Raw genomic sequence first — 24,864 nt, forward strand, 5'->3', positions numbered from 1 at the left:
AGGAGCACCCCTGTCGTCACTGACTGCGAAAAGCGTTGCCCCAATTTAGAGTCCGGCCTCCGCAAAGAGCAATAGTCAACGTAAACGTTGACGTAGGAATTTCGAGGGGCTAACGTCATCGTCAACACAAGCGATGACGCAAGGAGCGGCGCGAATGGTAGGCAAGCTGCACGACGCGCTCGACGCCGTGGCTCGTGGTGAGTTCGTCGTCGTGACGGACGCGGCGGATCGCGAGAACGAGGCGGACCTCGTGCTTCCCGCCGCGGACATGACGCCGGAGAAGATGGCGTTCCTGCTGCGGCACTGCTCGGGAATCGTCTGCGTGCCCATGCCCGCGGACCGTGCCGACGCGCTGGGGCTGCCGCTGATGGTCACGGACAACACCGAACGCCACGGCACCGCGTTCACCGTCACCGTGGACGCGCTCGACCGCACGACGACCGGGATCTCGGCGGCCGACCGTTCGGTGACGGCCCGCCTGCTGGCGGATCCGGCCGCCCGGCCGGAGGACTTCTCCCGGCCAGGGCACATGTTCCCGCTGCGGGCGCACCCGGACGGCGTGCTGGGCCGGCCGGGACACACCGAGGCCTCGGTCGATCTGGGCAGGCTCGCCGGGATCGACCCGGTGATGGTGATCTGCGAACTGACCCGGCCGGACGGCGAGATGGCCAGGGGTGAGGACGTGCTGCGGTTCGCGCGGCGCTACGACCTCCCGGTCGTCGGCATCAAGGACGTGATCGAGGCGCGGCGGGACACGCCGGACGCGCCCGCGGTTCCGCTGCCGACGCCCTACGGCGAGTTCACCGCGCGGCTGGTGGCCGACGAAGGGGAGCACCTCGTGCTCTCGCTGGGCGATCTCGACGGCGACGAACCCGTCCTGACCAGGGTGCACTCGGAGTGCGCGACCGGTGACCTGTTCGGATCGTTGCGCTGCGACTGCGGTGGGCAACTGCGCGCGGGGCTGACGGCGATCGCCGAGGCCGGGCGCGGCGTGCTGATCTACGAGCGCGGGCACGAGGGACGCGGCATCGGGCTAGCCGACAAGTTCCGGGCCTACGCGCTGCAGGACCGGGGTGCGGACACGGTCGACGCGAACCTGCGCCTCGGCCATCCGGCGGACGCGCGGGACTTCGCGCCCGCCGCGCGGGTGCTGTCGCGGCTCGGGCTGCGCGAGGTCACCCTGCTGACCAACAACCCGGAGAAGGTCGAGGCGCTGCGGGAAGCCGGTTTGCGGGTGACCGCGCGGCCGCTGCGCACGGCACCCGCGCCGCAGAACGTCCGCTACCTGCGCACGAAACAGACCCGGCTCGGCCACGACCTGGCCCTGACCGGCACCGAGGACGGGCGGGAGGCATGGTGACCGGAACGAAAGAGGTGACCCCGGAGAAGTTCCGGGACGTCCTGCGGCACGTGCCCACCGGGGTCACGGTCGTGTCGGCACTGGCGCCGGACGGTCCGGTCGGGCTGGCCGTCGGATCGTTCGTCTCGGTCTCGCTCGAACCACCGCTGGTCGGCTTCTTCGTCGCCAAAACGTCCACCACCTGGCCGAGAATCGAGCCACTGGGCCGGTTCTGCGTCAACGTACTCGGCGAGGACGGCGAGGCCGTCTCCCGCGCGTTCGCGGTCTCCGGCGGCGACAAGTTCGCCGGCCTGGACTGGCGGCACTCGCCGATGGGCTCACCGGTGCTCGACGGCGCGCTCGCGTGGTTCGACTGCACCGCCCACCAAGTCAGCGAAGCCGGCGACCACGTGTTCGTCCTCGCCGACGTCCACGATCTGTCGGTACGCCCCGCCGGGCGGCCGCTCGTCTTCTGCCACGGCACCTATCAGCGACTCGTCACACGAAAGGCCTGAACCTCGATGCGCGTCGGATACACGACCATTTTCCAGGGCGGCGGGGACGCACGCGACGACCAGCGCGTCTACGCGGACGAGCTGCGCCTGTGCGAACTCGCCGAACCGCTCGGTTTCGAGATGCTCTGGGGCGTGGAGCACCACTTCACGTCCTACACGATGTGCCCGGACCCGGTGCAGTTCCTGTCCTACATGGCCGGGCGCACCAAGAACATCCTGCTCGGTTCCGGCGCGGTGATCCTGCCCTGGCACGATCCCGTGCGCGTCGCCGAAAAGGTCACGATGCTCGATTTGATGTCGGGCGGCCGGTTCATCTTCGGCATGGGCCGCGGCCTCGGGCGCATCGAGTTCGAAGGCCTGCGCATCCCGATGGACGAATCGCGTGAACGGTTCGTCGAATCGGCCGAAATCGTGTTGCGGGCACTGGAAACCGGGGTGATCGAGGCCGACGGCAAGTACTACCGGATCCCGCGCCGCGATCTGCGTCCCCGGCCGGTGAAGTCCTTCCGCGACCGGCTCTACGCCGCGGCGGTCTCGCCCGAGTCGGTGCGCATCATGGCCGACGTCGGCGCCGGCATCCTCATCAACCCCCAGAAGGACTGGGAGGAGGTTTCGGCGGACATGCGCAAGTACCGCGAGCAGTTCCGCGAGCTCAAGGGCGCCGAGGCGCCCGCGCCGATGGTCACCGGCTGGGTGTGCTGCGACAAGGACCCGGTCAAGGCGCGCGACATGGCGCAGGAATACATCGGCGGCTACTACGAATCCGTGATGTCGCACTACGAACTGGGCGGCAGGCACTTCGAGAGCACGCACGGCTACGAGTACTACAAGCGGCTGGCGTCGTTCATCCAGAACAAGGGCTCCGAGCGGGTCGTCGACAACTTCATCGAACTGCAGATCTACGGCACGCCCGAGCAGTGCTACGAAAGGATCGTCGACATCCGGTCCAAAGTGGGCAATGACGGCTTCAACGCGGTGTGCTCGTTCTCCGGCATGAGCTACGAGACGGCCGAGGCCAACATGCGCCTGTTCGCGAGCGAGGTCATGCCGCGCGTGAAGGAACTGCCCCCGGTGGACTTCGCCGAACTCGAGGTGGCGGCGTCATGACGGCGGCACCGGCCCTCGTCGCGACCGGGCTGCGGTTCCCGGAGGGGCCGAGCTATCTCGGCGAGGGTGCCGTCGCGGTGGTCGAGATGAAGGGCGAGGCACTCAGCCGCGTGGCACCGGACGGCACGGTCACGCCGCTCGGAGACTGTGGCGGTGCGCCCAACGGCAGGGTGCTCGGCGCGGGCGGTGAGCTCTACGTCGCCAACAACGGCGGGCTGTCCATCGAGGGCAGGGGGTACTGGCACGCGCCGAGGCAGTTCGACGGCCACGTGCAGCGTGTCGACGCCGACGGCACGGTCACCGCGGTCGGTGGCACGCTGCCCGGTCCCGCGCCGCACCGGCCCAACGATCTGTGCTTCGGCCCCGACGGCACGCTCTACGTGACCGACAGCGGCAACTGGGAGGACATGCGCAACATCCGGCCCGGCACCGTCGTCGCGATCGGGCCGGACGGAACGCAACTCGGATCCGCCGAGGTACCCGCGATGCCCAACGGTGTCGCGTTCGGACCGGACGGAAGGCTCTACCTGGCCCAGTCGCTGACCCGCAAGGTACTGGCCTTCGACGTCACGGGCGGAGACTTCGGCGATCCCGAGACCGTGCTCACACTGCCCACCGGATCGCCGGACGGCATCTGCTTCGACGGCGACGGCACGCTCTACGTGTGCGGCAGCGTCGGCAACGCGATCTTCGTCTACTCCGGCGCCGAGCTGAAGGAAACCATCGAAACCGGGGCGGGCACGCAGCCCACGAACTGCTGTACCGGCGACGACGGCCGGCTGTACGTGACTTTCTCGCTCACCGGGCAGCTCGTCGCCTTCGACCTCGGCCTCACCCCACTCGAACCGCACACCGGAACCATCACCGCACGGGAGGACTCGTGAAACTCGCCCTCATCTACGAGTTGCCCGTACCGCGGCCCTGGGGCCCGGACAGCGCGCACACGGCGTTCGAGAACGCGCTGACGCAGATCGAGCTGGCCGACCGGCTCGGTTTCCACAGTGTCTGGACGGTGGAACACCACTTCCTCGACGAGTACTCGTTCTCCTCCGCGCCGGGCGTGTTCTACGGCGCCGTCGCGGCCAGGACGCAGAACATCCGCATCGGGCACGGCGTGCGGCTGCTGCCGTTCCCCTACAACCATCCGGTGCGCGCCGCCGAGGCCGCCGCGACCGTGGACGTGCTGTCGAAGGGCCGCCTGGAGTTCGGCACCGGGCGTTCGGGCACCCGCATCGAGATCGAGGGCTTCGGCATCAGCCCTCCCGAGACGCGCCCGATGTGGGAGGAGGCGCTCGACGTCATCGTCGGCTGCTGGACCGAGGACGAGTTCAGCTGGGACGGCAAGTACTTCAAGCTGCCGCCGCGCGGTGTGGTGCCCAAGCCCTACCAGCAGCCGCATCCGCCGATCTGGGGCGCGACCTCCAGTGCGGAAAGCCACGAGATCGTGGGGCGCAAGGGGATCGGGCTGCTGTCGTTCTCGGTGGCGATCCCGCCGGAGGCGCTGACCAAGCGGATCAGCCGCTACCGTGAGGGCCTGGAGCAGGTCAAGCCGGTCGGCAAGTTCGTCAACGACCGGGTCGCGACCTTCGCCCAGGCACACTGCGCCGAGACCACCGCCGAGGCGCACGCGGATGCCAAGGAGGCGTTCCCGTGGTACATCCAGTCCTCGCTGAAGACGATCGCCGAACTCGGTGCCTGGCAGGAGGGCACGAACCTGGGCAGCTACGAGTACGCCCGCAAGCTGCTCGGCGGCATGCAGCTGACCGATCTGACGTTCGACTACCTGGTACAGAACGAAACCGTGCTCTGCGGTGACCCCGACCATTTCCTGTCGATGTGCCGGCGCTACGAGGCCGTGGGCGTCGACGTTCTGCTCCTTCTCGTGCAGTCCTACAACATTCCCCACGAGAAGGTCATGCGCTCGATCGAGCTGATCGGCACCGAGGTTCTGCCTAAGCTGTCGTGACCCATTGCTGCACATAGGAGTGCGCGTGACCGTCCAGCCGAACTCCCGTATCGCGGACTGGATCCGCATCAACGCGGGCACCGTTCCCCACCGGGCCTGCTTCGTCACCGACACCACCAGCTACACGTTCCGCGAGGTCAACAGCCGGGTGAACCGGATCGCGTGCGCGTTGCGCCGGATGGGCGTCGGCAAGGGCGACCGGGTGGCGCTGTTCGCCACCGACTCGCCGCAGTACGTCGAAACCCTGCTGGCCTGCATGAAACTCGGCGCGGTGTACGTGCCGCTGAACTTCCGGCTCGCGCTGCCGGAGTTGCAGATGCTGCTGCGCACGGCCGAGGCGAAGGTGCTGTTCTTCAGTGACCGCTACGCCGGGATGGTGCGGGCGCTGGACGTGCCCGGCCTGAAGGCCGTGATCAGCTACGACTCCACGGCCGGCGACGAGTCCTACGAGCGGCTCGTCGCCGAAGGCGAGGACGAGGAGATCGACACCCCGGTCGCCGACGACGAACTGGTGTGCCTGGCCTTCACCAGCGGCACCACGGCGCTGCCGAAGGGGGTCATGCACTCGCAGCGGATGGCCAAGCACATGGTCATGCAGTGCATCGTGGAACGGCGCATGACCAATCTGTCGTTTCACTACTCGGCGGCGCCGCTGTTCCACGTCGGCGGGATGCTCTACACGCTCGCCGGTGTCGCACGTGGACACACCTCGCTCGTACTGCCCGCGTTCGACGCGCCGACCGTGGCGCAGTGGATGGCCCGTGGCGGGCTGGACGGCGTGTTCCTGGTGCCCACGATGATCGACACACTGCTGCACGAACCGGCCGTGCTCGAGGGCGACTTCTCCAAGCTCGGGTCGATCGGATACGGCGCCGCGCCCATGTCGCCGTCGCTGCTGCGGCGGGCGATGGACCGGTTCCACTGCGATTTCATGAACATGTTCGGCGCGGGCACCGAGGCGGGCCTGCAGACCGTGCTCACCCCGGAGGATCACCGCCGGGCGCTGGCCGGCGACGAGCATCTGCTCGGCTCCATCGGTAAGGCGGGCATGGGCGTGGTGCTGCGGCTGTGCGACGACGACCTCAACGACGTGCCCGACGGCGAGGTCGGCGAGATCGTCACCCGCGCCGACGCGGTGATGTCGGGATACCTCGACCAGCCGGAGGAGACCGCGAAGGTGCTCGTGGACGGCTGGTTCCGCGGCGGTGACCTCGCGTGGCGGGACAAGGAGGGCTACCTCTACCTCAACGGCCGCAAGAAGGACATGATCATCCGTGGCGGCGAGAACATCTACCCGGTCGAGATCGAGGACGTGCTCGGCCGGTATCCCGGGGTGCGCGAGGTGGCCGTGGTCGGCGTGGCCGACGAGCACTGGGGCGAGATCGTGCGGGCGCACGTCGTCATGGAGGACGGCACGCGGCTGGACGTGGACGCGGTGCGCGCGCACTGCCGCACCCATCTCGCGGGGTACAAGGTGCCCGCCCTGTTCGTGGTCGAAACCGGCCTGCCGCGCAACGCCAGCGGGAAGGTCCTCAAACGCGAACTGCGCGCGGTCTAAGGTGGGACCGTTGAAACACCGATGGCGAGGGGGTTCGATCGCTAGTGGCCGCGCCACGTCGACGCCGTACCGCGGCGGCAGAACCGGCGAGCGACATCGCCCGGCGGCGGATGGAACGCCGCCAGGCCAGTGGCCGGCGCTCGGACGCCCGCTGGGCGGAGATCCTCGCCGGGGCCGGCCGGGTGTTCGCGCGGCTCGGCTACGGGCAGTCGACTTTGGAGGATGTGGCCGGCGAGGTCGGCATCAGCAGGGCGACCCTCTACTACTACGTCGGCACCAAGGAGGAACTGCTGGTCGGGTTGCTGCACGACCCGATCCAGCTGATGCGCACCCGGCTGGACGAGGTCGCGGCGCTGCCCATGACGGCCCCGGAACGGCTCGAGGCCGCGCTGCGCGAGTACGTCCGCACGATGTCCGAACTGCCCGAGTTGTTCATTTTCCTCAGCGAGAACGTGCATCAGGTGATGTCCGGGCCGGAGGCCGACCACATCCGGGAGAACGCCGACAAGTACGGGCGGACGCTGGCCAAGGTCATCGCCTCCGGGGCGAAGGCCGGGGAGTTCCGCTCCGACATCGACCCCACGACCGCGGTGCTCGGCATCATCGGCATGTTCAACTGGATGCACCGCTGGTACAACCCCAAGGGCAAGAAGAGCCTGGCCGACTTCGGCGACGTGTTCATCGAGATGGCGCTCTCGGCGCTGGCACCGAAGAACTGACCCGGAGGCGGCCGTGAGCGGCCGTGTCGCGCTGGTGACCGGCGGCGGCCGGGGCATCGGCGCCGCCGTCGCGCGGCGGCTGGCGCGCGAGGGCGTGGCGGTGGCGGTCATCGACCGCGACGTGCGCGACGCTCCGGGCGGGCTCGCGATCGAGGCCGACGTGTCCCGGCCGGACGAGGTGTCCGAGGCGGTCGACCGTGCCGCCGGCTGGGGCGGGGGACTGCATTTCGCGTACAACAACGCGGGTGTGACCGGTGTGCGCGCCGGGCTCGCGGACTATCCCGACGACGTGTTCTGGCGGGTGCAGCACGTCAACGTCGGTGGGGTGCTCGCGTGCATGCGGGCCGAACTGCGGCACATGCTCGCCGCGGGCGGCGGGTCGATCGTGAACGCCGCGTCCGGGGCGGCGCTGGCCGGGGTGCCCTTCTCCGGCGCCTACGCGGCGTCCAAGCACGCGATCGCCGGGCTGACCAAGACCGCCGCCGTCGAGTACGCGGCACGCGGTGTCCGGGTCAACGCCGTGGCGCCGGGACTGGTGCGCACCGACCTGGTGCGCGGGCTGGATCAGGAGACGTTCGTGGCCGCGCATCCCGCGGGAAGGGCGGCCGAACCCGAGGAGGTGGCCGAGGCCGTGTGGTGGTTGCTGAGCGCGGAATCGTTCGTCACCGGGGTGGTGCTCCCGGTCGACGGCGGGCTGCTGGCGCGAGTTCCGGGGTTGTCGTGACGGCGGCGCCGCGACCGTCACCGGAGGAGTGCAAGGTGCTGCCCGCCGGGGCGCTGCGGGACCGGTTCGCGGTGGTCACCGGGGCCGGGTCGGGCATCGGGCGCGCGGTCACGCTGCGACTGGTGGAGCTGGGCGCGTCGGTGATGGGCGTGGGGCGGCGGGCCGAGCGGCTCGCCGAGACCGCCGCGCTCGCCGGGCACCGGTTCACCTACCGGGCGCTCGACATCCGGCACGAGCCCCCCGATTTCCTCGCGGAGCTGGCAGAGCTGGACCTGCTCGTGAACAACGCGGGCGGCCAGTTCATCGCGCCCGCCGCCGAGATCTCGCGCCGCGGTTTCGACGCCGTGCTGGATCTGAACCTCACCGCGCAGGCGGCGCTGCTGCAGGCGGCGCGGCCGGGACTCGCGGCGCGGGGCGGCCGGGTGGTGAACCTGTCGTTGTCCGCACCCGACCGCGGAATCCCCGGACTGGTGCACTCGGCGGCGGCCCGCGCGGGAATCGCGGCGCTGACGCGGTCGCTGGCCCGGCAGTGGCCCGCCATCAAGCTGTTCTGCCTCGCGCCCGGAACGGTGCTGACCGCGGGCGTCGGGGAAGAACTGCCGCCGGAGGAACTGGCCGGGATCGTGGAGCGGACCCCGCTCGGCCGGGACACGTCGCTGGACGAGGTGGCCGAATGGGTGGCCGCGCTCGGGTGCGGGATCGCGGACGCGGTCAGCGGCGCTCTGATCGAAGTGGACGGTGGCTCGGGCCTGGTGGCGGCCGCGGCCCTTGCCGGATAGGAGAAAGCCATGCGCGTTGAGATCGTGGAAGTGTCGCCGCGCGACGGGCTGCAGAACGAGCGGCGCGTGCTGCCGACCGAGGCGAAGCTGGAGCTGATCGAACGTGCCGCCCGCACCGGGGTGCGGCGCATCGAGGTCACGTCGTTCGTGCGACCCGACCGGATCCCGCAGCTGGCGGACGCGGCCGAGGTCGCCACCGCGCTGGCGGACAACGGGATCGGCTACAGCGCGCTCGTGCTGAACATGCGCGGCTACGAGCGCGCCCTCGCGGCCGGGATCCGCGAGATGACCACGCTCGTGCTCGCCAGCGACACCTTCAGCCAACGCAACCAGGGCATGACCACCAACGAGGCGGTCGAGGTGGTGCGCGCGATCCGGCGGCGCGGCACGGCGGACGGGGTGCGGGTCGCGGTCACGATCGGTGCCGCCTTCGGCTGCCCCTTCGAGGGCGAGGTGAGCGAGGACCGGTTCACATCGGTCGCGGCGGCGGTCGCGGAGCTCGACGCGGACGAGATCAGCCTCGCCGACACCATCGGCGTCGCGGTGCCCTCGGACATGGAGACGCGTTTCGGGATGCTGCGGGAGCTGTCGCCGACGGTGCCGATGCGGGTGCACCTGCACGACACGCGCAACACCGGCGTGGCCAACGCGGTGGCGGCCGTGCGCAGCGGCGTGCGCGCGCTCGACGCGAGCCTGGGCGGCATCGGTGGCTGCCCGTTCGCCCCGGGCGCCTCGGGCAACGTCGCGACCGAGGACGTCGTGTACACGTTGCACCGCATGGGATTCGACACCGGACTCGATCTGGACCGCACCATCGAGCACGCGAAGTGGGTGACCGGTCAGCTGGAGGTGCCGGTGTCGGGTCGGCTGGCCAAGGTCGGCGGCTTCCCGCGATGAGCGTGCACGCGCTGCTCATCCCCAACGCCGCCTGGCCGGAGCTGCTCGAGCGCGCCCGGCGACTGGAGGACCTGGGCGTGGCGACGGTGTGGGTCGACGATCACCTGCTCAACCCCGCCAAGCCGGCGCAGCCGTGGCTCGATGCGTGGAGCGTGCTGCCCGCGCTGGCCGCTGCCACCTCGCGGGTGCGGATCGGGCCGCTCGTGGCCAACGGTGTGCTGCGCCCGGCGGCGACGCTGGTGCGGCACGCGCTCTCGGTCGATCACATCTCCGGCGGGCGGCTCGAACTCGGTATCGGCGCAGGCTATGCCGCCGCCGACCACGCGGCCGGGGCACCCGCGGACCTCGCCGGGCTGGCGGCGACCGTGCACGACGGCCTGGCGGGCCGCCCGGTGCTCGACGGGTTTCCCGGGCTGGCCCCGGCGCCCGAGCGGCGTGTGCCGTTGACGATCGCCGCGCACGGCAGGAAGGCGCTGGAGGTCGCCGCGAGGTATGGCGACCGGTGGGTGTCCTACGGCGGATTCGGTCTCAGCGCGGCCGAGCACCTCGCCCTGACGCGGCGCCGGATCGCCTACCTGGAGCAGGCCCGCGAGCGGCCGGTGCGGCGGATGCTGCTCGCGGGCAGCCCGGCCGTCACGGCGGAACCGATCTGGTCGTCGGTGGCCGCGGTCGAGGACTTCACCGGGCGCTATCGCGAGGCGGGGATCGAGGAGTTCACCTTCTACTACCCACCTGGTCCGATGTGGACCGACGAGAACGCGGACAAGGTCTTCGAGGACTACCTGAGCTGATCCCACAGCGCCGCGGGGACCGGCGCGGCCATCAGCGCGGCGTTCTCGCGCACCTCCCCGGGCGAGCGCATCCCGGCCACGACACGGGAGACCGCGGGATGCCGCAGGGGAAACCGAAGCGCGGCCTGGGGGAGGCGCACCCCGTGCGCGCGGCAGATCCGCGCCATGTCCCGCACGCGCGCGAGCACCTCACCCGACGGCGCGCGGTAGAGGTAGCTCGCGGTTTCGCCGGGCTCGTCACAGGCCAGCAGGCCGGAATCGAACGGCGCGGCCGCCAGCACATCCACGCCCGCGGCGGCGCAGTCGTCGAGCAGCGGGGCCGCGTCGCGGCGGGTCAGGCTCCACGCGCCCGCGATCATCACCACGTCGACCGCGCCGAGCCCGACGAGGTGCCGCGCCGCGTCCACCGACGTCGTGCCGACCCCGACCGCCCGCACCGCGCTCATCCGGCGCAGCGCCGGGAAGGTCTCGCGCACCGCGAGGTCGAGGTCGTTTTCCGGATCGTGCACCAGCACCAGATCGAGATGGCCGAGGCCGAGCCGGGCGAGGCTGGTGGCGACCGAGGCCTCGGCCGCCCGCGCGGTGAAATCGAACAACGGTTCCCGGCGCGGCCCGTCCGGGGCGCCGTAGGGGTCGGCGACGGCCATCCGTACCCGGCCGACCTTTGTGGACACCGTGACCTCGGCACGCGGCCACTCGCGCAACGCCAGCCCCAGGAACTCCTCGCCGGCGCCGTCGCCGTAACTCGGCGCGGTGTCGAAATGCCGGATGCCGCTGTCCCACGCGGCCGCCAGCGTCGCGAGTGCCTGGTCGCGGTCGGCGAGGCCGCCGATGGGGCCGCAGCCGAACGCGAGCGTCATCCGATCCGCCGCAGCTCGGCGTCGTACTCCCGCGCCTGGCGCGGGGTGGACCGGGCGGCCACGCGCAGCGACCGGACCAGCGACGCCACCGACGGGTCGCCGAGGCGCGCGATCGCCGCGGGCGCCTGGGCCGCGGGACGGGCGAGTCCACATTCGACCAGCGCCGCGGCGTCCAGCGGCCCGGCGCCCAGCAGCAGCGAACGTGCGGGGGCGGCACCGATCGCGGCGGGCAGCGAGGCCGTCAGCCCGAAGGCGAGCACCGTATCGGCGTCCAGCGAGACCGCGAGGTCCTCGGCGACGAAACCCAGGCTCACGGCGGCCAGCAGTGCCAGCGCGCTCGCGTCACAGTCGCCGCCGACCGTCGCGACCGTCGGCAGCGCGACGGATTCCAGGCGTGCCGGGAAATCCGCGCCACGCAGGCCGCCGGAGGCGTCGATGTGCACGACTGTCGTCGCCGGATCGCGCACGACGTCGCGCAGCGCTTTCCCGTCGCCGGGCTTGAGGGTTACCACCCCGGATCTCCTATCGTCCCGTGAACCGCGGCGCGCGTTTGTCCAGCAGCGCCGTGATTCCCTCGATGTGGTCATCGCTGGAGAGCAGCAGAAGCAGTTGCTGCCGCTCGAATTCCAGTGCCGCCGCCAGCGGAAGCTCTTCGGCGCGGCGCACCGCGGTGCGTGCCGCCTGCACCGCGAGCGGCCCGTTCGCCGCGATTCCCGCGGCGACCTCGACGGCGGCGGCGACCAGCCGCTCGGCGGGCACGATCCGGTGCACAAGGCCGAGCTCGCGGGCCTCGAAGGCGTCCACGGTGGCGCCGGTGAGCACGACTGCCGCGGCGGCGTAGCGCCCAGCGGCCCGCGCCCACCGCTGGGTGCCGCCCGCTCCCGGAACGAGCCCGAGCTTCACCTTGGGCTGGCCGAAGACGGCGGTGTCGGCCGCGACGACGAGATCGGCCGCGAGCGCCAGTTCGCAGCCGCCGCCCAGCGCGTGCCCCGCGACCGCGGCGACGAGCACGGTGTCCACCGCGCCGAAGCGGCGCCAGCTCGCCCCGCGTGGCGACGCCGCGTACTCGACCGGCGAGATGTCCCGCAGCTGCCGGACATCGGCACCGGAGGCGAACATCGTGGCGCCGCCGGTGAGCACGATCGCGCGCACGGCCGGATCCGCGTCGAGTTCGTCCAGTGTGTCCGCGAGCGCGACGAGCATCTCGGTGGACAGGGCGTTGCGGTTCTCCGGTGCGTCCAGCGTGACGACGGCAACGGCCTCGCACCTGTCGACGGTGACTTTCCCCATTCGCGGTCCCTTGACTTCGGTTGACCCCCGAGTACCTTTGTCAGCATCTACGTCAACGTTGATTTTGGCAAGAGGAGTCGCGGTCATGACGGTGTTGTGGGAACCGGTTCTGGACGACGAAGCCACGCACTGGCGGGACCTCGCGCGCAAGCTGGCCACCGAACGCTTCGCCCCGCTTGCCGAGGAACTCGACCGCGAGCAGCGGTATCCCGACGAGCACATCGCGACCTTCGTGGAAACCGGGCTGTCGGGCATGCTCGTGCCCGCGGAGTACGGCGGCGCCGGGCTGTCGATGACCGCGATCTGTGCCGTCATCGAGGAGATCTCGGCGGCCTGCGCCTCCACCGGCGCCATCCTGGCCGCACACACCCTGGGCGCGGTGCCGGTGCGGCTGGCCGGTACCGAGGCGCAACGCCGGGACGTGCTCGGCCCGCTGACCGGCGGCACCGCGATCAGCTTCGCGCTCACCGAGGAAGGCGCGGGCAGTGACGCGGCGGCGCTGCGCTCGCGCGCCGAGGCCGACGGCGAGGGATACCGCCTCTACGGCGAGAAGATCTACATCGGCAACGGCAGCGTCTCCTCGCGCTACGTCGTGTTCGCGAAGACCGATCCGGACGCCGGCGCCCGCGGGATCACCGCGTTCATCGTGGACGCCGACGCGCCCGGGGTCACGATCGACCGCATCGAGGACAAAATGGGCATCCGCGGCACCCGCACGAGCAACCTCAAGCTCGACGGCGTGCGGGCCGGGGTGGACGCCGTCCTGGGCGAGGTGGGCCGCGGCCTGAAGCTGGCGTTGCGGACGCTGGACCTCGGCCGGGTGTCGGTCGCGGCGCAGGGACTGGGCCTCGCACTGGCCGCCTACCGGCTCGCCGCGGCGGAAGCCGTTCGCCGCCGGACGTTCGGCACACCGCTGATCGAAAACCAGGGCATCGGGTTCCGGCTGGCCGACGTCGCGGTCGAGTTGTCCGCGGCGCGCATGCTCACCTACGAGGCCGCCCGCGCCTACGACGCCGGCGAGCCGGTGTCGATGCCGGGCGCGATGGCGAAGCTGTACACCAGCGAGGTCGCGCACCGGGCGGTGGACCTCGCGGTGCAGGTGTTCGGCGGCGCCGGGTTCTGCAAGCCGTGCCCGGCCGAGCGGCTCTACCGCGATCAGCGCGTGCTGGAGATCTACGAGGGCTCCTCGGAGATCCAGCGGCTGGTGCTGTCCCGCGCGATCGCGGCCGAGGCGTGACGATGGCCGAACAGGTCGTCGTGCCGGTGTCCGGGAAAGCCGGGCTGGCGCAGGCCGCGTCCGGCGAGGTGAGCGCTCTGCTCGGTGACGCCTTCGCCGAGGCACGCGACGCCGTGCTGCGGCTGGACCCCGGCGGCGCGGTGCTCCTGCGCTGCGAGCCGGGCCAGGACGGCGCGGTGCTGGTCGGCGCGGTCACCTCGTTGTGCCGCACCCTCGCGCGCGAGGCCGCGCCGCGTGGTGTCCGGGTCAACGCCGTCGTCGCACGTCCGGGCGCCGACGTCGCCGCCCTGATCGAGTTCCTCGGCAGCGCGGCGAGCGTGATGTGCACCGGTGCGGTCCTCAAGGCGGTCTGAAGTGGACACTCTCGACGATTGCGAGACCTGGCCGGCCGAACGACTGCGGGAGCACCGGCTTTCCCTGCTGCGCCGCCAGCTCGCGCGGGTCGCCGGGTCGAGCGCGTACTACCGGCAGCAGTGGCGTGAGCTGGGCTGGGATCCGCGGGATCCGTGCGACTTCACCGATCTGCCGTTCACGACGAAGGCCGACTACCAGCGCTCGCTGGAAACCGCGCCGCCCTACGGCGAGTTCCTCGCCGTGCCGGGCGAGCAGCTCGCCCGGCTGCACTTTTCCTCCGGTACCACGGGCTCGCCGACCCCGGTCGGCTGGACGCGCGCCGATCTCGACCGCTGGGCCGGCCTGTACGCGCGGGCCGCCTACAGCCAGGGCGTGCGGCCGGGCGACGTCTACCAGTGCCTGTTCGGTTTCGCCTGGTTCGTCGGCGGTCTCGGCGGCACGCTGGGCTACACCAGGCTGGGCGCGACGGTCATCCCGGGCGGATCCGGGGACACCGAACGGCAGATCGACACGATCTTCCGGTTCGGCACGAGTGCCGTCGGCGGCACGCCGTCGTTCCTGCTGCACCTGGCCGCGCGGGCCCGCGAACTGGGCCGTCCGCTGGCCGGCTCGGCGGTGCGGCACGTCATGGTCGGCGGCGAACCCGGCGGCGCCGTGCCGGCGACCCGCGCGCTGATCGAACGCGAATGGGGCGCGCGCTGCTACGACGGCTACGGCTGCCTGGAGTTCCAGCCGATCGCGTGGGAATGCGCGGCGCAGACCGGAGGCCATCTGGCCGAGGACTTCGTGCACGCCGAGGTCGTCGACCCGGTCGCGCGCACCCCGGTGCCGGACGGGCAGCCCGGTGTCCTCGTCCTGACGCATCTGGACAAGCGGGCGTGCCCGCTGGTGCGGTGGTGGACCGGCGACGTGGTCGTGCTCGACCGCACCCCGTGCGCGTGTGGCCGCACCCACGCGCGTCTCGCGGGCGGTGTGCGGGGCCGCGCCGACGACATGCTCGTCGTGCGCGGGGTCAACGTGTTCCCCTCGGCGGTGGAGAACGTGGTCCGCCGCTGCGCCGGCGACCTCGCCGAGTTCCGGATCGTTCTCGACCCGGCGCTGGAGGATCCGGTCACCGGCTACCCGACCGCGCTGCGGGTGCAGATCGAGGCGGCCGCGGAGGGCGAACTGCCCGCGCGGCTGTCCGCCGCGCTGCGGGCGGAACTGCAGGTGCGCGCGGTCGTCGACGTTGTCCCGCCGGGGGAACTGCCCCGCACGACGCACAAGGCGCGGCGGGTGGTCCGCGCTTCCGACTCCGATCGAGAGGTGTCCCATCGTGTCCCGTGACGTCATGCTGCTCGGCGCCGTGCGCACGCCCAACGGGCGATACGGCGGCGCGCTGCGCCAGACGAGCGCCGTCGACCTGGGGGTGCTCGCCGCCCGCGAGGCGGTCGCCCGCGCCGGCATCGCGCCCGAACTCGTCGAGGACGTGGTGCTCGCGAACTGCCGCCAGGCAGGCAACGGCCCCAACCCCGGACGGCAGGTCGCGCTGCGTGCCGGTTTCGGCGAGAACACGACCGCGCAGACCATCAACATGGCGTGCGCGTCCGGGCTCAAGGCGATCCGGCTCGCGCATCAGGCGGTCAGCTCGGGCGAGGCCGAGATCGCCGTCGCGGTCGCCGCCGAGTCGATGAGCACGATGCCCTATCTCGCACCCTCGGGACTGCGCTGGGGCGGGGTGCGCCGCGGCGACATCGTGCTCGTCGACGGCTGGCGCGACGGCGGCACGGATCCCGTCTGCGGCCTGAACATGGGCCAGACGGCGGAACGGATCGCCGACCGGTTCGAGGTGTCGCGTGTGGACCAGGACGCGTGGGCGCTGCGTTCGCACCAGCGTGTCGCGGCGGCGTGGGAGAACGGGTATTTCGCCGGCCAGGTGGTGGACGTGCCGCTGGCCGACGGCGACGTGTTCGATCGCGACGAGGGTTTCCGCACCGACACCACACCGGAGCGGCTCGCCCGGTTGAAGCCGTCCTTCCAGGAAGGCGGCACCGTCACCGCGGGCAACGCGAGCCAGATGGCGGACGGGGCGGCGGCGCTCGTCGTCGCGAGTGCCGAAGCGGTGAAAGCACACGGCCTTACCCCACAAGGGAAAATGCGGTCGTTCAGCGCGGTCGGGGTCGATCCGGCCGTGATGGGCATCGGCCCGGCGTTCGCCATCCCGCGCGCGCTGGACGCGGCCGGGGTGAAGATCGCCGATCTGGACCTGACCGAGATCAACGAGGCGTTCGCGGCGCAGATCGTCCACAATGTACGGACGCTGGGTCTGGACGAGGACAGGGTGAACGTCAACGGCGGCGGGATCGCGCTCGGTCACCCGACCGGGCAGAGCGGCTGCCGTCTGGTCGTGTCGCTGCTGCACGAACTCGCCCGGCGCGACGAGACGCTCGGCGTGGCCAGCCTGTGTGTCGGCGGCGGGCAGGGCGTCGCCGCGGTGATCGAGCGGGTGGCGTGATGGGGGAGCTTTCGCAGTTGCGGGTCGCCGTCGCCGGGCTCGGCCCGATGGGGCGCGGCATCGCGCGGGTCTTCGCGCAGGCCGGGGCGGCCGTCGTGGTGGTCGACGCCGACGAGGAGACCACGGCGCGCGGGCACGCGCGGCTGATCGAGGAGGCCGCCGGCGCGCCGGTCGAGGTCGCCACGGCCGGTAGTGTCGCCGACGCCGCGCGCGAGGCGGATCTGTTCGTCGAGGCCATCGTGGAGCGGTTCGAGGTGAAGCGGACACTGCTGGAACAGCTACGCGCAGCGGGCAACGAGAAGCTGGTGGTCGCGTCGAACACCTCGTCGCTGAGCATCGGCGAGATGGGCACCGCCTACGGCGACCCGGCGCGCGTGGTCGGCATGCACTTCTTCAACCCGCCCACCAAGATGCGCCTGGTCGAGATCATCCGTGGGCCGCGCACCGATCCCGCCGTCGTGGAACTGGCCAGGCAGTGGGCGAGCGCGCTGGGCAAGACCGCCGTGCTGTGCGCCGATTCCCCGAACTTCATCGTCAACCGCGTGTGCCGCCCGCTGTACTACGAATCGCAGCTGCTGGTGACGCAGGGCATGACGCCCCCGGCGATCGACGCGGTGGTGCGGGGCGCGCTGGGGCACCGGATGGGGCCGCTGGAACTGCTCGACTTCACGGGTCTGGTGACGCATCTCGGCTCATCGGAAACCGCTTTCCGCGAGTTCGGCGATCCCCGCTACCGGCCGATTCCGCTCACCCGGCAACTGGTGCGCGCCGGAACCACCGGGCGCGCCGCCGGACGCGGCTACTACGACTACAGCGAGGGCAAGCCACGCGAGGAGCAGGCCAGGCTTGTGCGCGAGCCGCGCGAGTCCGGCGCCGACGTCGTGATCCACCGCGCGGTCGGCTGCACCGACGAGGACATCGCCACGGTGCGCGAGCTGTCCGCGAGCGGGCGGGTCGTCGTCGACTCCTCGCACGGCGGGTGGGCCGAGCACCTGCCGCCCGGCGCGGGCTGGGTGCGGGTGCACGGCGGCTTCGCGGAGGTGGTGGACGATCCGGTCGCCGGAATCGAGCCCGCCTACGACGCGGCGGACGCGCTGGGCGTCGCCTCGGTGCCGGTGCTCGCGCTGCCGGGGCTGGTCGCCGACCGGCTGATGCACAGCCTGGTCAACGAGGCCGTCACCGTCGTGGAGGAGGGCACCGCGACCGCCGAGGACGTCAACCTCGCGCTGCGGCTGGGCATGAACCATCCCGTCGGGCCGCTGGAGTATCTCGACGAGACCGGCGCCGTGGAGGTGCTGACCGGTTTGCGCGGCATGCTCGACGGCTTCGGCGATCCCCGCTACCGCCCGGCGCAACTGCTCGTGCGCCGCGCGGCGGGGAGCCGGCGGTGACGGACCTGGCCGGTGCCGTCGCGGGTGTCCGTCCCGGGGACACGGTGTGGCTGGGCAATTTCGGTGCCCAGTTGTTCGCGGTGGGCGAGGAACTGGTGCGGCAGCGGGTGCGGGAGCTGCACGTGGTGATCGGGTCGGGCGGACTGGTGCTGGACCGGCTGATCGCGGCGGGAGCCGTGGCGGAGGTGACGTTCGCGCACTGCTGGAGCGCGGTCGGTCCGGCGCCGACGCGGCACTTCCGCCGGGCCTGGCAGGACGGCGCGGACATCCGGTGGCACGAACTGCCGCTCGGTGCGCTCTCGGCGGCGCTGGGCGCGGCCGCGGCGGGCGTCCCGTTCGCCGCGGTGCCGGTGCGTCCGGAGACGGGCTACCTGGAGTGGTCCGGGGGCTTGCTGTCCGAAGTGGACTCGCCGTTCGGCGCGGCGGTCGTGGTCCGCGCGCTGCCGGTGGACGTGGCGTTCGTGCACGCGAGCCTCGCCGCGCCCGCCGGCGACTGCTGGTTCGGCGCACCCGCGGGCGAGGCGGTGGCCGCGGCGCAGGCCGCACGCCGGGTCGTCGTGGTGGCCGAACGCATCGGCGAGCCGCCGGTGGTCGACCTGCCAGGGCTCGTGGTCGACGAGGTCGTCGAGGTGCCCGGTGCGGTGCGGCCGGACGGCGTTCCCGGGCACTATCCGCGAGACGTCGCCGCCTACCAGGCGTACGGGAGGAGCGCGTGAACGCCGAAGTCGTCGCCTTCCTGGTGCGGGCGGCACGGGAGTTCCGCGACGCGGGCTGGGTGTTCACCGGATTCCACTGGCCGGTGCTCGCCGGCGAGGTCGCCGCACGGCTGGACGCATCCGGTTTCCGGCAGCTGTTCGAGGCCGGTTTCGCCACCGCGGGACCGGCGGACGAACTGCCCACCTCGACCACGGATTTCGCCGCGTTCGGCTCGGCCGTCCGGTGGCGGGGCAGCACCGGTGAGGTCCTCGGCGGCCTCGTGCGGCGCGCCGGTCTCGTCGTGCTCGACGCGGCGAACGTCGATCTGGCGGGCCGGGTCAACTCGACCGCGATCGGCGGCTACCACGCGCCCACGGTGCGGCTGCCCGGCGGCGGGGGAGCGGCCGATGCCGCCGGGGCGGCCCGTGACCTGCTGCTTCTGCACGGCGGTGCGGATCCCGCGCGGCTGGTCCGGGCCGTCGAGCACGTCACCGCCGCCCCGGCGCCGGACGCACGCGTGCGCCTGCTCACCAGATGGGGCACTATGCGGCTCGGGGCGCGCCCGTGTCTGCTCACCGCGGTGGGCGACGGCGGCCCGCTGGCCGGGCGCCTGCGGGAGCTGGGTGTGGAAACCGGGAGCGCCGGACAGGAGAAACCGCCGTCTGACGAGGAGAAGACGATGGCCGCGCGAGTGCTGGAGGAAGCGGCCGTGCGCGGATACGTCGTGGCTCGGGAGGCCCTGGGTGTATGAGGAAGTGGACGGCCTGCGCCGCACGGTGCGGGAACTGGTGGCCGGGTGGGAGTTCACGCCGCGCTGCGACTCGTGGATGCGCGGCTACGATCCCGCGTTCAGCGCCGAACTGGCGCGCCGCGGCCTGATCGGGATGACCTGGCCCGCCGCGGCCGGTGGCGCCGGACGGTCCAATGTGGAACGCCTGGTGGTCACCGAGGAACTGTTGCGGGCGGGGGCGCCGGTCGCGGCGCACTGGATCGGTGACCGGCAGATCGGTCCCGCGATCCTGCGCAACGGCTCCACCGGACTGCAGGAGGCGATCCTGCCCGGCATCGCGGCCGCGCGCATCACGTTCTGCCTCGGCATGAGCGAACCGGACTCCGGCTCGGATCTGGCGTCGGTGCGCACCCGCGCCGTGCGCGACGGCGCGGGCTGGCGCATCACCGGGCGCAAGATCTGGACCACCGGGGCGCATCACGCGACGCATGCCTACGTGCTGGCCCGCACCGGCGGCGGCGGGGACAAACACGACGGGCTCACCGAGTTCGTCGTGGACATGAACTCGCCCGGGGTGACCGTGCGGCCCATCGAGGACCTCGGCGGTGAACACCACTTCAACGAGGTCACCTTCGACGACGTGCCCGTGTCCGGCGAGCGGGTGATCGGCGCCGAGGGCGCGGGCTGGAAACAGGTCACCGAGCAACTGGCGTTCGAACGCGGCGGAATGGAACGGGTGCTCTCGACGTATCCGCTGTTCGCGGCGCTGCTCGGGCGTGACGTGGACGCGTCCGCGGCGGGTGGCCTGCTCGCGCGGCTGATGACGTTGCGCGAACTGGCCTGCCGCGTGGCGGAGGCCATGGACGGTGGGCAGGCACCGGCCGCGGCCGCCGCTGTGCTCAAGTTCCTCGGCACCACCTTCGAACGGGAGGTCGTGGATGTCGCGCGCACGACCAGCGAGGTGGTGCCCGCACGCGGCGAGGAGTCCTTCGCCGGGCTGCTCGCGCAGGCACAGCTCGCGGCGCCGGGGTTCTCGATCCGCGGCGGCACCGACGAGATGCTGCTGACGATCGTGTCGCGGCAGGCGCCCGTGCCGGACCGTGACGAGATCGGGCGGATGGCCGACGACGTGCTGGGCGGAAATCCGGGCGACGTCTGGGAAACCGTGACCGGGCTCGGCTGGACGTCGGTGGGTGTGCCCGAGTCCGAGGGCGGTTCGGGCGGCACGTTCGCCGATCTGGCGTCGCTGGTGCGCGCCACCGGCCGCCATGCACAGGCGATTCCGCTGGCGGAAGTCGCGGTCGCACGGTCGTTGTCGCCGATCCCGGCGGTGGCCGCGCCGGCGGAGGACCTCGTGCTCGACGGCGGGCTGGTCTCGGGGACCGCCGACGTCCCGGACGTCCCCGGCCGAGTGCTGCTGCTGGGCCGCGGGAACGCCGCGGCCGTAGAGACCGCCGCCGGCGAACGCCGGGCCGATCTCGCGGGCAGGCCGCGCCTGCGCCTGGAATGCCGCAACACGCCCGCCGAAATCGTGCCCGTTCCGGCCGGTTCCGATCCGGTGAGCCGCCTGGTCGTGTTGCGCCTGCACGCGGCGCTCGGCGCGGTCGAAGGAGCCTGCCGCCTCACGCGCGAGCACGTGACGACCCGCGAGCAGTTCGGGCGCCCGCTGTCCCGGCTGCAGGCGGTCGCCCACCGGCTCGCCGAAATGGACTGCGCGCGGGTTCTGCTGGAGACCGCCGTGTCCGCGGCGCTGGGGCTGGAACCGGCCCGCGTGGCCGCCGCCGCGGCGCTGCTCGATCCGGTCGCCACGACGGTCGCGCGGCTCGCGCACCAGTTGCACGGCGCGATGGGCATCACGCGAGAAAGCCCGCTGCACCGGTACACAACCCTGTTGTGGTCCCTGCGCGACGAGTGCGGCCCGGCCCGGCGATGGGCGGCCCGGCTGGCGGAACTGGCCGGTGGCGACGAGAACACGGTGTGGTCGCTGGTCACGACGCGCCCGGAAGGACGGTGAGCGGCGATGTCGCTGGTATCGCTGGAAGAACGCCCGGGCGGGGTCCGGCTGCTGCGGCTGGACGATCCGGACCGGCGCAACGCGATCTCCCCACGCCTGCAGGACGATCTGTGCGCGGCCGTGGACGCCGTGGCCGCCGACCTGCGGGCGCGCACGCTCGTGATCACCGGCAACGGCACCGCGTTCTGCGCCGGCGCGGATCTCGTCGCCTCCTTCGGCGACACCGGCCGCACCGTGCGGCAGGTGCGCGAGGATCTGCGCGCCACGTACGACAGTTTCCTGCGGGTGCGCCGGCTCGAGATACCGACGATCGCGGCGGTGCAGGGCCCGGCCGTCGGCGCGGGGGTCAATCTCGCGCTGTCGTGCGACGTCCGGATCGCGGGCCCGCAGGCGAAGTTCGGCATCACGTTCTCCCGGCTCGGGCTGCATCCCGGCGGCGGATGCACCTACTTCCTCGTGCGCGCGCTGGGCACGCAGCGCGCGCTGAGCCTGTTGCTGGACGGCGCGACCCTGACGGCGGAGGAGGCCGTGGCGACGGGGCTGGTGCGCGAGGTCGCCGACGATCCGCTCGCCGAGGCGCTCGCCGTCGCGACGCGCTGGGCCGCGCTCGACACCGGACTGGTCGCCGACATCAAACGCGCCGTCGCGCTCGCGACGACCGGCGGCTTCGAGGAAGTGCTGGAGTTCGAGGCGTGGGCACAGGCCTCCTCGGCGGGCAGCCCCGCGGTCGCGAAGGCCGTCGAGGCACGGCGGAAGGCGAAGTCATGACGCTGCTGGCGGGGCGGGCCGTGATCGTGACCGGCGGCGGACGGGGCCTCGGCCGTGCCTACGCGCGGGATCTCGCGGCACACGGCGCGTCCGTGCTCGTCAACGACATCGACGTCGCCGAGGCCGAATCCGTGGCCGCCGGGCTCGGCGGCGCGGTCGCCGATGGGCACGACATCAGCCAGCCGGCCGGAGCCCGTGCGCTCATCGCGCGCTGTGTGAACGAATTCGGGCGGCTCGACGGGCTGGTCAACAACGCCGGCCTGTACCACGAGGCGGCGCCGTGGGAGGAGCGCGCCGAGGCGATCCAGCGCGCGGTGTCGGTGAACGTGCTCGGCGCGATGCTGTGCCAGGCGGAGGCCAGCGCGGTGATGCGGGAACTCGGCGGCGGATCCATTGTGAACGCCTCCTCCGGTGGTATGTTCGGCTTTCCCAACGTGTCCACCTACGCCGCCACGAAGGGCGCACTCGCGGCACTGACGTTCAGCTCGGCACTCGACCTCGAAGCCGCCGGAATCCGCGTGAACGCCATCTCTCCCAAGGCTTTCACCAGAATGACCCGCAACGCACTCGGGCGCAGTCTCATCGCGTCCACAGAGGACACGCCACCGCTGGCCGGTATCGAGGACAACCTCCCGGAGCGGGTGGCGCCGCTGGTGACCTTCCTGCTCAGCGATCTCGCCGAGGGCATCACCGGGCAGTTCTTCCGTTTTGACGGGAAACAGCTGTCGGTGGTCACCACGAACGCGTTCGGCGATCATCCGTCCGTCACCGCGGACGGCTGGGACGCGTCCGCGATCGCACGCGCCTTCGACGGCGCGCTCCGCGCTCATCTCCAGCCCTACGGCGTCGAGCGGCGCAAGCCGCCGAAGACACGCGCCCCGGCATGTTGACGGGCGGACAGTGACGTTGCTAGCGTCCTGAGTGCATCAACGAAGACGTTGATGCGGCTGGTCCACTGAGGACCGCCACGACGCGACCGAGGCTCGAGTCGACTGCAGAGAGGCAGATCGATGACGGATATCCGGTTAAGCACCGTTGTCGCACCCGTCGGTGGGTTCTACCGGATGTCCGCGGAGACCTTCCGGCTCGGCTTCCGGCGGCCGTTCAAGGTCCGCGAACTCGCCGAGCAGGCCTGGTTCATCGCGAGCGTGTCCGTCGCGCCCACCCTGATGATGGCGATCCCGTTCTGCGTGATCGTCGTGTTCCAGCTCAACCAGTTGCTCATCGAACTCGGCGCGACCGACCTCGCCGGTGCCGGCGCGGGACTGGCCGTGGTGCGCGAGATCGGGCCGATGGTGAGCGTGCTCGTGATCGCCGGTGGCGGCGGCACCGCGATCTGCGCCGATCTGGGGGCCCGCAAGATCCGCGAGGAGATCGACGCGCTGCGCGTCATGGGCATCAACCCGGTGCAGCGCCTCGTCGTGCCGCGCGTGCTCGCCTCGGCCGTCGTGGCGCTGGCGCTCAACGCGCTGGTCACATTCGTCGGGCTGGGCGGAAGTTTCCTGTTCTCGGTGCTGGTGCAGAAAGCCAGCCCCGGCCTGTTCGTGGCGAACCTGACGCTGCTGACCGGCGTCGCGGACCTGGCGGTCAGCGAGTTCAAGGCGCTGGTCTTCGGGCTGCTCGCCGGACTGGTCGCGTGCTATCTGGGGCTGGGCGCCAAGGGCGGCCCGAAAGGTGTCGGCGACGCCGTCAACCAGACCGTCGTGTTCAGCTTCATCCTGCTCTTCCTCGCGAATTCGATCATCACCGCGGTGTTCCTGCAGGTGAGGGGGTAGCGCGATGCCGGGCAATCTCGTGGGCACGAGGGCGGCGCTGGGCCGGGCGCTGCTCGGCCCGGTGCGCCGCCTCGACAGCCTGGGGCGGCAGGCCGCCTTCCACTCCCGCGTCTACGCGCTGATCCCGCGTGCGGTGCTGCGCTACAAACGCGAGGTCGTGCGGCTGATCGCCGAGGTGAGCCTCGGCACCGGCGGGCTGGCGATCATCGGCGGCACCGTCACCGTCGTGGTGTTCATGACCGCGGCGACCGGTGTCGAGATCGGACTCCAGGGCTACTCGTCGCTGTCGAACATCGGCGTGGAGGCCTTGTCCGGCTTCGTGTCCTCCTACGCCAACACGCGCGAGGCGGCGCCGGTGATCGCGGGGATCGCCCTCGTCGCGACCGTCGGCGCCGGGTTCACGGCACAGCTGGGTGCGATGCGGGTGAGCGAGGAGATCGACGCGCTGGAGGTCATGGCCGTTCCGTCGCTGCCGTTCCTCGTCACGACCCGGATCATCGCGGGCTTCGTCGCGGTGATCCCGCTGTACTCGCTGGCCGTGCTCGGCTCCTACGCGGCCACCCGCGTCGTCGTGACAGTCCTGTTCGGACAGTCCGGTGGCACCTACGACCACTACTTCAGCGTGTTCCTGGTGCCTTCGGATCTGCTGTGGTCGTTTCTCAAGGCGCTGGTCATGTCGCTGGTGGTGATGTCGGTGCACTGTTATCACGGGTTCACCGCCGGGGGCGGCCCCGCCGGGGTCGGGCGTTCGGTCGGGCAGGCGGTGCGCAGCGCGCTCATCGGCGTGATGCTGGTGGACCTCGTGCTCGACCTCGCCATCTACGGGTCCGTGTCGTCCGTGCACATCTCGGGGTGAGGCC

General features: G+C 71.7%; 26 protein-coding genes. 23 read left to right on the forward strand and 3 right to left on the reverse strand.

Features of this window, described 5'->3' with window-relative positions:
• The first annotated feature begins 154 nt into the window (after positions 1–154).
• Genes ribB through HFP15_RS02020 form a run of 11 tightly spaced genes read left to right on the forward strand, consistent with a single transcriptional unit; the run spans position 155 to position 10,395 of the window.
• Positions 155–1,360 (forward strand): 3,4-dihydroxy-2-butanone-4-phosphate synthase, encoded by a 1,206-nt coding sequence (ribB, locus tag HFP15_RS01970; protein ID WP_210716611.1) that lies wholly within the window; start codon positions 155–157, stop codon positions 1,358–1,360.
• Positions 1,357–1,854: a flavin reductase family protein gene (locus HFP15_RS01975; protein WP_312871390.1), complete on the forward strand. Its 498-nt coding sequence runs from the start codon at positions 1,357–1,359 to the stop codon at positions 1,852–1,854. The genes ribB and HFP15_RS01975 overlap by 4 nt, the downstream gene beginning before the upstream one ends.
• 6 nt (positions 1,855–1,860) lie before the next feature.
• Entirely contained in the window at positions 1,861–2,961 is a 1,101-nt protein-coding gene (locus HFP15_RS01980) for an LLM class flavin-dependent oxidoreductase (protein ID WP_168510709.1), read from the forward strand.
• Positions 2,958–3,845, forward strand: coding sequence for an SMP-30/gluconolactonase/LRE family protein (locus HFP15_RS01985; RefSeq protein WP_168510711.1), 888 nt, complete (start codon positions 2,958–2,960; stop codon positions 3,843–3,845). The genes HFP15_RS01980 and HFP15_RS01985 overlap by 4 nt, the downstream gene beginning before the upstream one ends.
• Positions 3,842–4,927, forward strand: coding sequence for an LLM class flavin-dependent oxidoreductase (locus HFP15_RS01990; protein ID WP_168510713.1), 1,086 nt, complete (start codon positions 3,842–3,844; stop codon positions 4,925–4,927). Before HFP15_RS01985 ends, HFP15_RS01990 begins: the two co-directional genes overlap by 4 nt.
• Before the next feature lie 25 nt (positions 4,928–4,952).
• A complete protein-coding gene (locus HFP15_RS01995; protein ID WP_168510715.1) occupies positions 4,953–6,485 on the forward strand; it encodes a class I adenylate-forming enzyme family protein in 1,533 nt (510 codons plus the stop codon).
• 44 nt (positions 6,486–6,529) lie between these two features.
• On the forward strand, positions 6,530–7,204 hold the full coding sequence (locus HFP15_RS02000; protein ID WP_210716612.1) for a TetR/AcrR family transcriptional regulator: 675 nt from the start codon (positions 6,530–6,532) through the stop codon (positions 7,202–7,204).
• A 13-nt stretch (positions 7,205–7,217) separates the two neighbouring features.
• Complete coding sequence (locus tag HFP15_RS02005; RefSeq protein WP_168510717.1) at positions 7,218–7,928, forward strand: SDR family NAD(P)-dependent oxidoreductase; 711 nt, start codon at positions 7,218–7,220, stop codon at positions 7,926–7,928.
• Between the two features lie 35 nt (positions 7,929–7,963).
• Positions 7,964–8,707 carry an SDR family NAD(P)-dependent oxidoreductase gene (locus tag HFP15_RS02010; RefSeq protein ID WP_210716613.1) on the forward strand — a complete coding sequence of 248 codons (744 nt, stop codon included), beginning with the start codon at positions 7,964–7,966 and terminating at the stop codon, positions 8,705–8,707.
• A gap of 9 nt (positions 8,708–8,716) precedes the next feature.
• Entirely contained in the window at positions 8,717–9,604 is an 888-nt protein-coding gene (locus HFP15_RS02015) for a hydroxymethylglutaryl-CoA lyase (RefSeq protein WP_168510721.1), read from the forward strand.
• Positions 9,601–10,395 carry an LLM class flavin-dependent oxidoreductase gene (locus HFP15_RS02020; RefSeq protein ID WP_168510723.1) on the forward strand — a complete coding sequence of 265 codons (795 nt, stop codon included), beginning with the start codon at positions 9,601–9,603 and terminating at the stop codon, positions 10,393–10,395. Before HFP15_RS02015 ends, HFP15_RS02020 begins: the two co-directional genes overlap by 4 nt.
• Here the strand turns inward: HFP15_RS02020 and HFP15_RS02025 are convergent.
• Genes HFP15_RS02025 through HFP15_RS02035 form a run of 3 tightly spaced genes read right to left on the reverse strand, consistent with a single transcriptional unit; the run spans position 10,383 to position 12,545 of the window.
• Positions 10,383–11,255 carry an aldo/keto reductase gene (locus tag HFP15_RS02025; protein ID WP_168510725.1) on the reverse strand — a complete coding sequence of 291 codons (873 nt, stop codon included), beginning with the start codon at positions 11,253–11,255 and terminating at the stop codon, positions 10,383–10,385. The genes HFP15_RS02020 and HFP15_RS02025 overlap by 13 nt on opposite strands.
• Positions 11,252–11,767 (reverse strand): hypothetical protein, encoded by a 516-nt coding sequence (locus tag HFP15_RS02030; protein ID WP_168510727.1) that lies wholly within the window; start codon positions 11,765–11,767, stop codon positions 11,252–11,254. The genes HFP15_RS02025 and HFP15_RS02030 overlap by 4 nt, the downstream gene beginning before the upstream one ends.
• A 10-nt stretch (positions 11,768–11,777) precedes the next feature.
• Positions 11,778–12,545 carry an enoyl-CoA hydratase-related protein gene (locus tag HFP15_RS02035; protein ID WP_168510729.1) on the reverse strand — a complete coding sequence of 256 codons (768 nt, stop codon included), beginning with the start codon at positions 12,543–12,545 and terminating at the stop codon, positions 11,778–11,780.
• Between the two features lie 85 nt (positions 12,546–12,630).
• Here HFP15_RS02035 and HFP15_RS02040 point away from each other — a divergent pair, with 85 nt between their 5' ends.
• The 12 genes from HFP15_RS02040 (at position 12,631) to HFP15_RS02095 (ending at position 24,860) form a co-directional block, all read left to right on the forward strand.
• On the forward strand, positions 12,631–13,782 hold the full coding sequence (locus tag HFP15_RS02040) for an acyl-CoA dehydrogenase family protein (protein ID WP_168510731.1): 1,152 nt from the start codon (positions 12,631–12,633) through the stop codon (positions 13,780–13,782).
• Between the two features lie 2 nt (positions 13,783–13,784).
• Positions 13,785–14,135: a Rossmann fold domain-containing protein gene (locus HFP15_RS02045; RefSeq protein WP_168510733.1), complete on the forward strand. Its 351-nt coding sequence runs from the start codon at positions 13,785–13,787 to the stop codon at positions 14,133–14,135.
• Position 14,136: 1 nt separating this feature from the next.
• Entirely contained in the window at positions 14,137–15,462 is a 1,326-nt protein-coding gene (locus HFP15_RS02050) for a phenylacetate--CoA ligase family protein (RefSeq protein ID WP_168510735.1), read from the forward strand.
• Positions 15,452–16,630 carry a thiolase family protein gene (locus HFP15_RS02055; RefSeq protein ID WP_210716614.1) on the forward strand — a complete coding sequence of 393 codons (1,179 nt, stop codon included), beginning with the start codon at positions 15,452–15,454 and terminating at the stop codon, positions 16,628–16,630. Before HFP15_RS02050 ends, HFP15_RS02055 begins: the two co-directional genes overlap by 11 nt.
• Positions 16,630–18,021, forward strand: a complete 1,392-nt coding sequence (locus HFP15_RS02060) for a 3-hydroxyacyl-CoA dehydrogenase NAD-binding domain-containing protein (protein WP_210716615.1) — start codon at positions 16,630–16,632, stop codon at positions 18,019–18,021. Before HFP15_RS02055 ends, HFP15_RS02060 begins: the two co-directional genes overlap by 1 nt.
• Complete coding sequence (locus tag HFP15_RS02065; RefSeq protein WP_168510737.1) at positions 18,018–18,737, forward strand: CoA-transferase; 720 nt, start codon at positions 18,018–18,020, stop codon at positions 18,735–18,737. Before HFP15_RS02060 ends, HFP15_RS02065 begins: the two co-directional genes overlap by 4 nt.
• Complete coding sequence (locus HFP15_RS43770; RefSeq protein ID WP_168510739.1) at positions 18,734–19,468, forward strand: co-chaperone HscB; 735 nt, start codon at positions 18,734–18,736, stop codon at positions 19,466–19,468. Before HFP15_RS02065 ends, HFP15_RS43770 begins: the two co-directional genes overlap by 4 nt.
• The gene (locus HFP15_RS02075) at positions 19,461–21,461 is read left to right on the forward strand and encodes an acyl-CoA dehydrogenase family protein (RefSeq protein ID WP_168510741.1); all 2,001 of its coding nucleotides are present in this window, start codon (positions 19,461–19,463) and stop codon (positions 21,459–21,461) included. The genes HFP15_RS43770 and HFP15_RS02075 overlap by 8 nt, the downstream gene beginning before the upstream one ends.
• A 6-nt stretch (positions 21,462–21,467) precedes the next feature.
• The gene (locus tag HFP15_RS02080; RefSeq protein WP_168510743.1) at positions 21,468–22,229 is read left to right on the forward strand and encodes an enoyl-CoA hydratase; all 762 of its coding nucleotides are present in this window, start codon (positions 21,468–21,470) and stop codon (positions 22,227–22,229) included.
• The gene (locus HFP15_RS02085; protein WP_168510745.1) at positions 22,226–23,119 is read left to right on the forward strand and encodes an SDR family NAD(P)-dependent oxidoreductase; all 894 of its coding nucleotides are present in this window, start codon (positions 22,226–22,228) and stop codon (positions 23,117–23,119) included. Before HFP15_RS02080 ends, HFP15_RS02085 begins: the two co-directional genes overlap by 4 nt.
• A 174-nt stretch (positions 23,120–23,293) precedes the next feature.
• Entirely contained in the window at positions 23,294–24,004 is a 711-nt protein-coding gene (locus tag HFP15_RS02090; protein ID WP_246271251.1) for an MlaE family ABC transporter permease, read from the forward strand.
• 4 nt (positions 24,005–24,008) lie between these two features.
• Complete coding sequence (locus tag HFP15_RS02095) at positions 24,009–24,860, forward strand: MlaE family ABC transporter permease (RefSeq protein WP_168510749.1); 852 nt, start codon at positions 24,009–24,011, stop codon at positions 24,858–24,860.
• The last annotated feature ends 4 nt before the right edge of the window (positions 24,861–24,864 follow it).

Source organism: Amycolatopsis acididurans (genome assembly GCF_012328925.1).
GTDB classification, from domain to species: domain Bacteria; phylum Actinomycetota; class Actinomycetes; order Mycobacteriales; family Pseudonocardiaceae; genus Amycolatopsis_E; species Amycolatopsis_E acididurans.

Excerpts from the sequence above, each read along its gene's own strand:
- HFP15_RS02080 (WP_168510743.1), top strand. The coding sequence starts at position 21,468 with ATGTCGCTGGTATCGCTGGAAGAACGCCCGGGCGGGGTCCGGCTGCTG.
- HFP15_RS02045 (WP_168510733.1), top strand. The coding sequence starts at position 13,785 with ATGGCCGAACAGGTCGTCGTGCCGGTGTCCGGGAAAGCCGGGCTGGCG.
- HFP15_RS02025 (WP_168510725.1), bottom strand. The coding sequence starts at position 11,255 with ATGACGCTCGCGTTCGGCTGCGGCCCCATCGGCGGCCTCGCCGACCGC.
- HFP15_RS02035 (WP_168510729.1), bottom strand. The coding sequence starts at position 12,545 with ATGGGGAAAGTCACCGTCGACAGGTGCGAGGCCGTTGCCGTCGTCACG.
- HFP15_RS02040 (WP_168510731.1), top strand. The coding sequence starts at position 12,631 with ATGACGGTGTTGTGGGAACCGGTTCTGGACGACGAAGCCACGCACTGG.
- HFP15_RS02085 (WP_168510745.1), top strand. The coding sequence starts at position 22,226 with ATGACGCTGCTGGCGGGGCGGGCCGTGATCGTGACCGGCGGCGGACGG.
- HFP15_RS01980 (WP_168510709.1), top strand. The coding sequence starts at position 1,861 with ATGCGCGTCGGATACACGACCATTTTCCAGGGCGGCGGGGACGCACGC.
- ribB (WP_210716611.1), top strand. The coding sequence starts at position 155 with ATGGTAGGCAAGCTGCACGACGCGCTCGACGCCGTGGCTCGTGGTGAG.
- HFP15_RS02095 (WP_168510749.1), top strand. The coding sequence starts at position 24,009 with ATGCCGGGCAATCTCGTGGGCACGAGGGCGGCGCTGGGCCGGGCGCTG.
- HFP15_RS02015 (WP_168510721.1), top strand. The coding sequence starts at position 8,717 with ATGCGCGTTGAGATCGTGGAAGTGTCGCCGCGCGACGGGCTGCAGAAC.
- HFP15_RS02060 (WP_210716615.1), top strand. The coding sequence starts at position 16,630 with ATGGGGGAGCTTTCGCAGTTGCGGGTCGCCGTCGCCGGGCTCGGCCCG.
- HFP15_RS01985 (WP_168510711.1), top strand. The coding sequence starts at position 2,958 with ATGACGGCGGCACCGGCCCTCGTCGCGACCGGGCTGCGGTTCCCGGAG.
- HFP15_RS02090 (WP_246271251.1), top strand. The coding sequence starts at position 23,294 with ATGTCCGCGGAGACCTTCCGGCTCGGCTTCCGGCGGCCGTTCAAGGTC.
- HFP15_RS02020 (WP_168510723.1), top strand. The coding sequence starts at position 9,601 with ATGAGCGTGCACGCGCTGCTCATCCCCAACGCCGCCTGGCCGGAGCTG.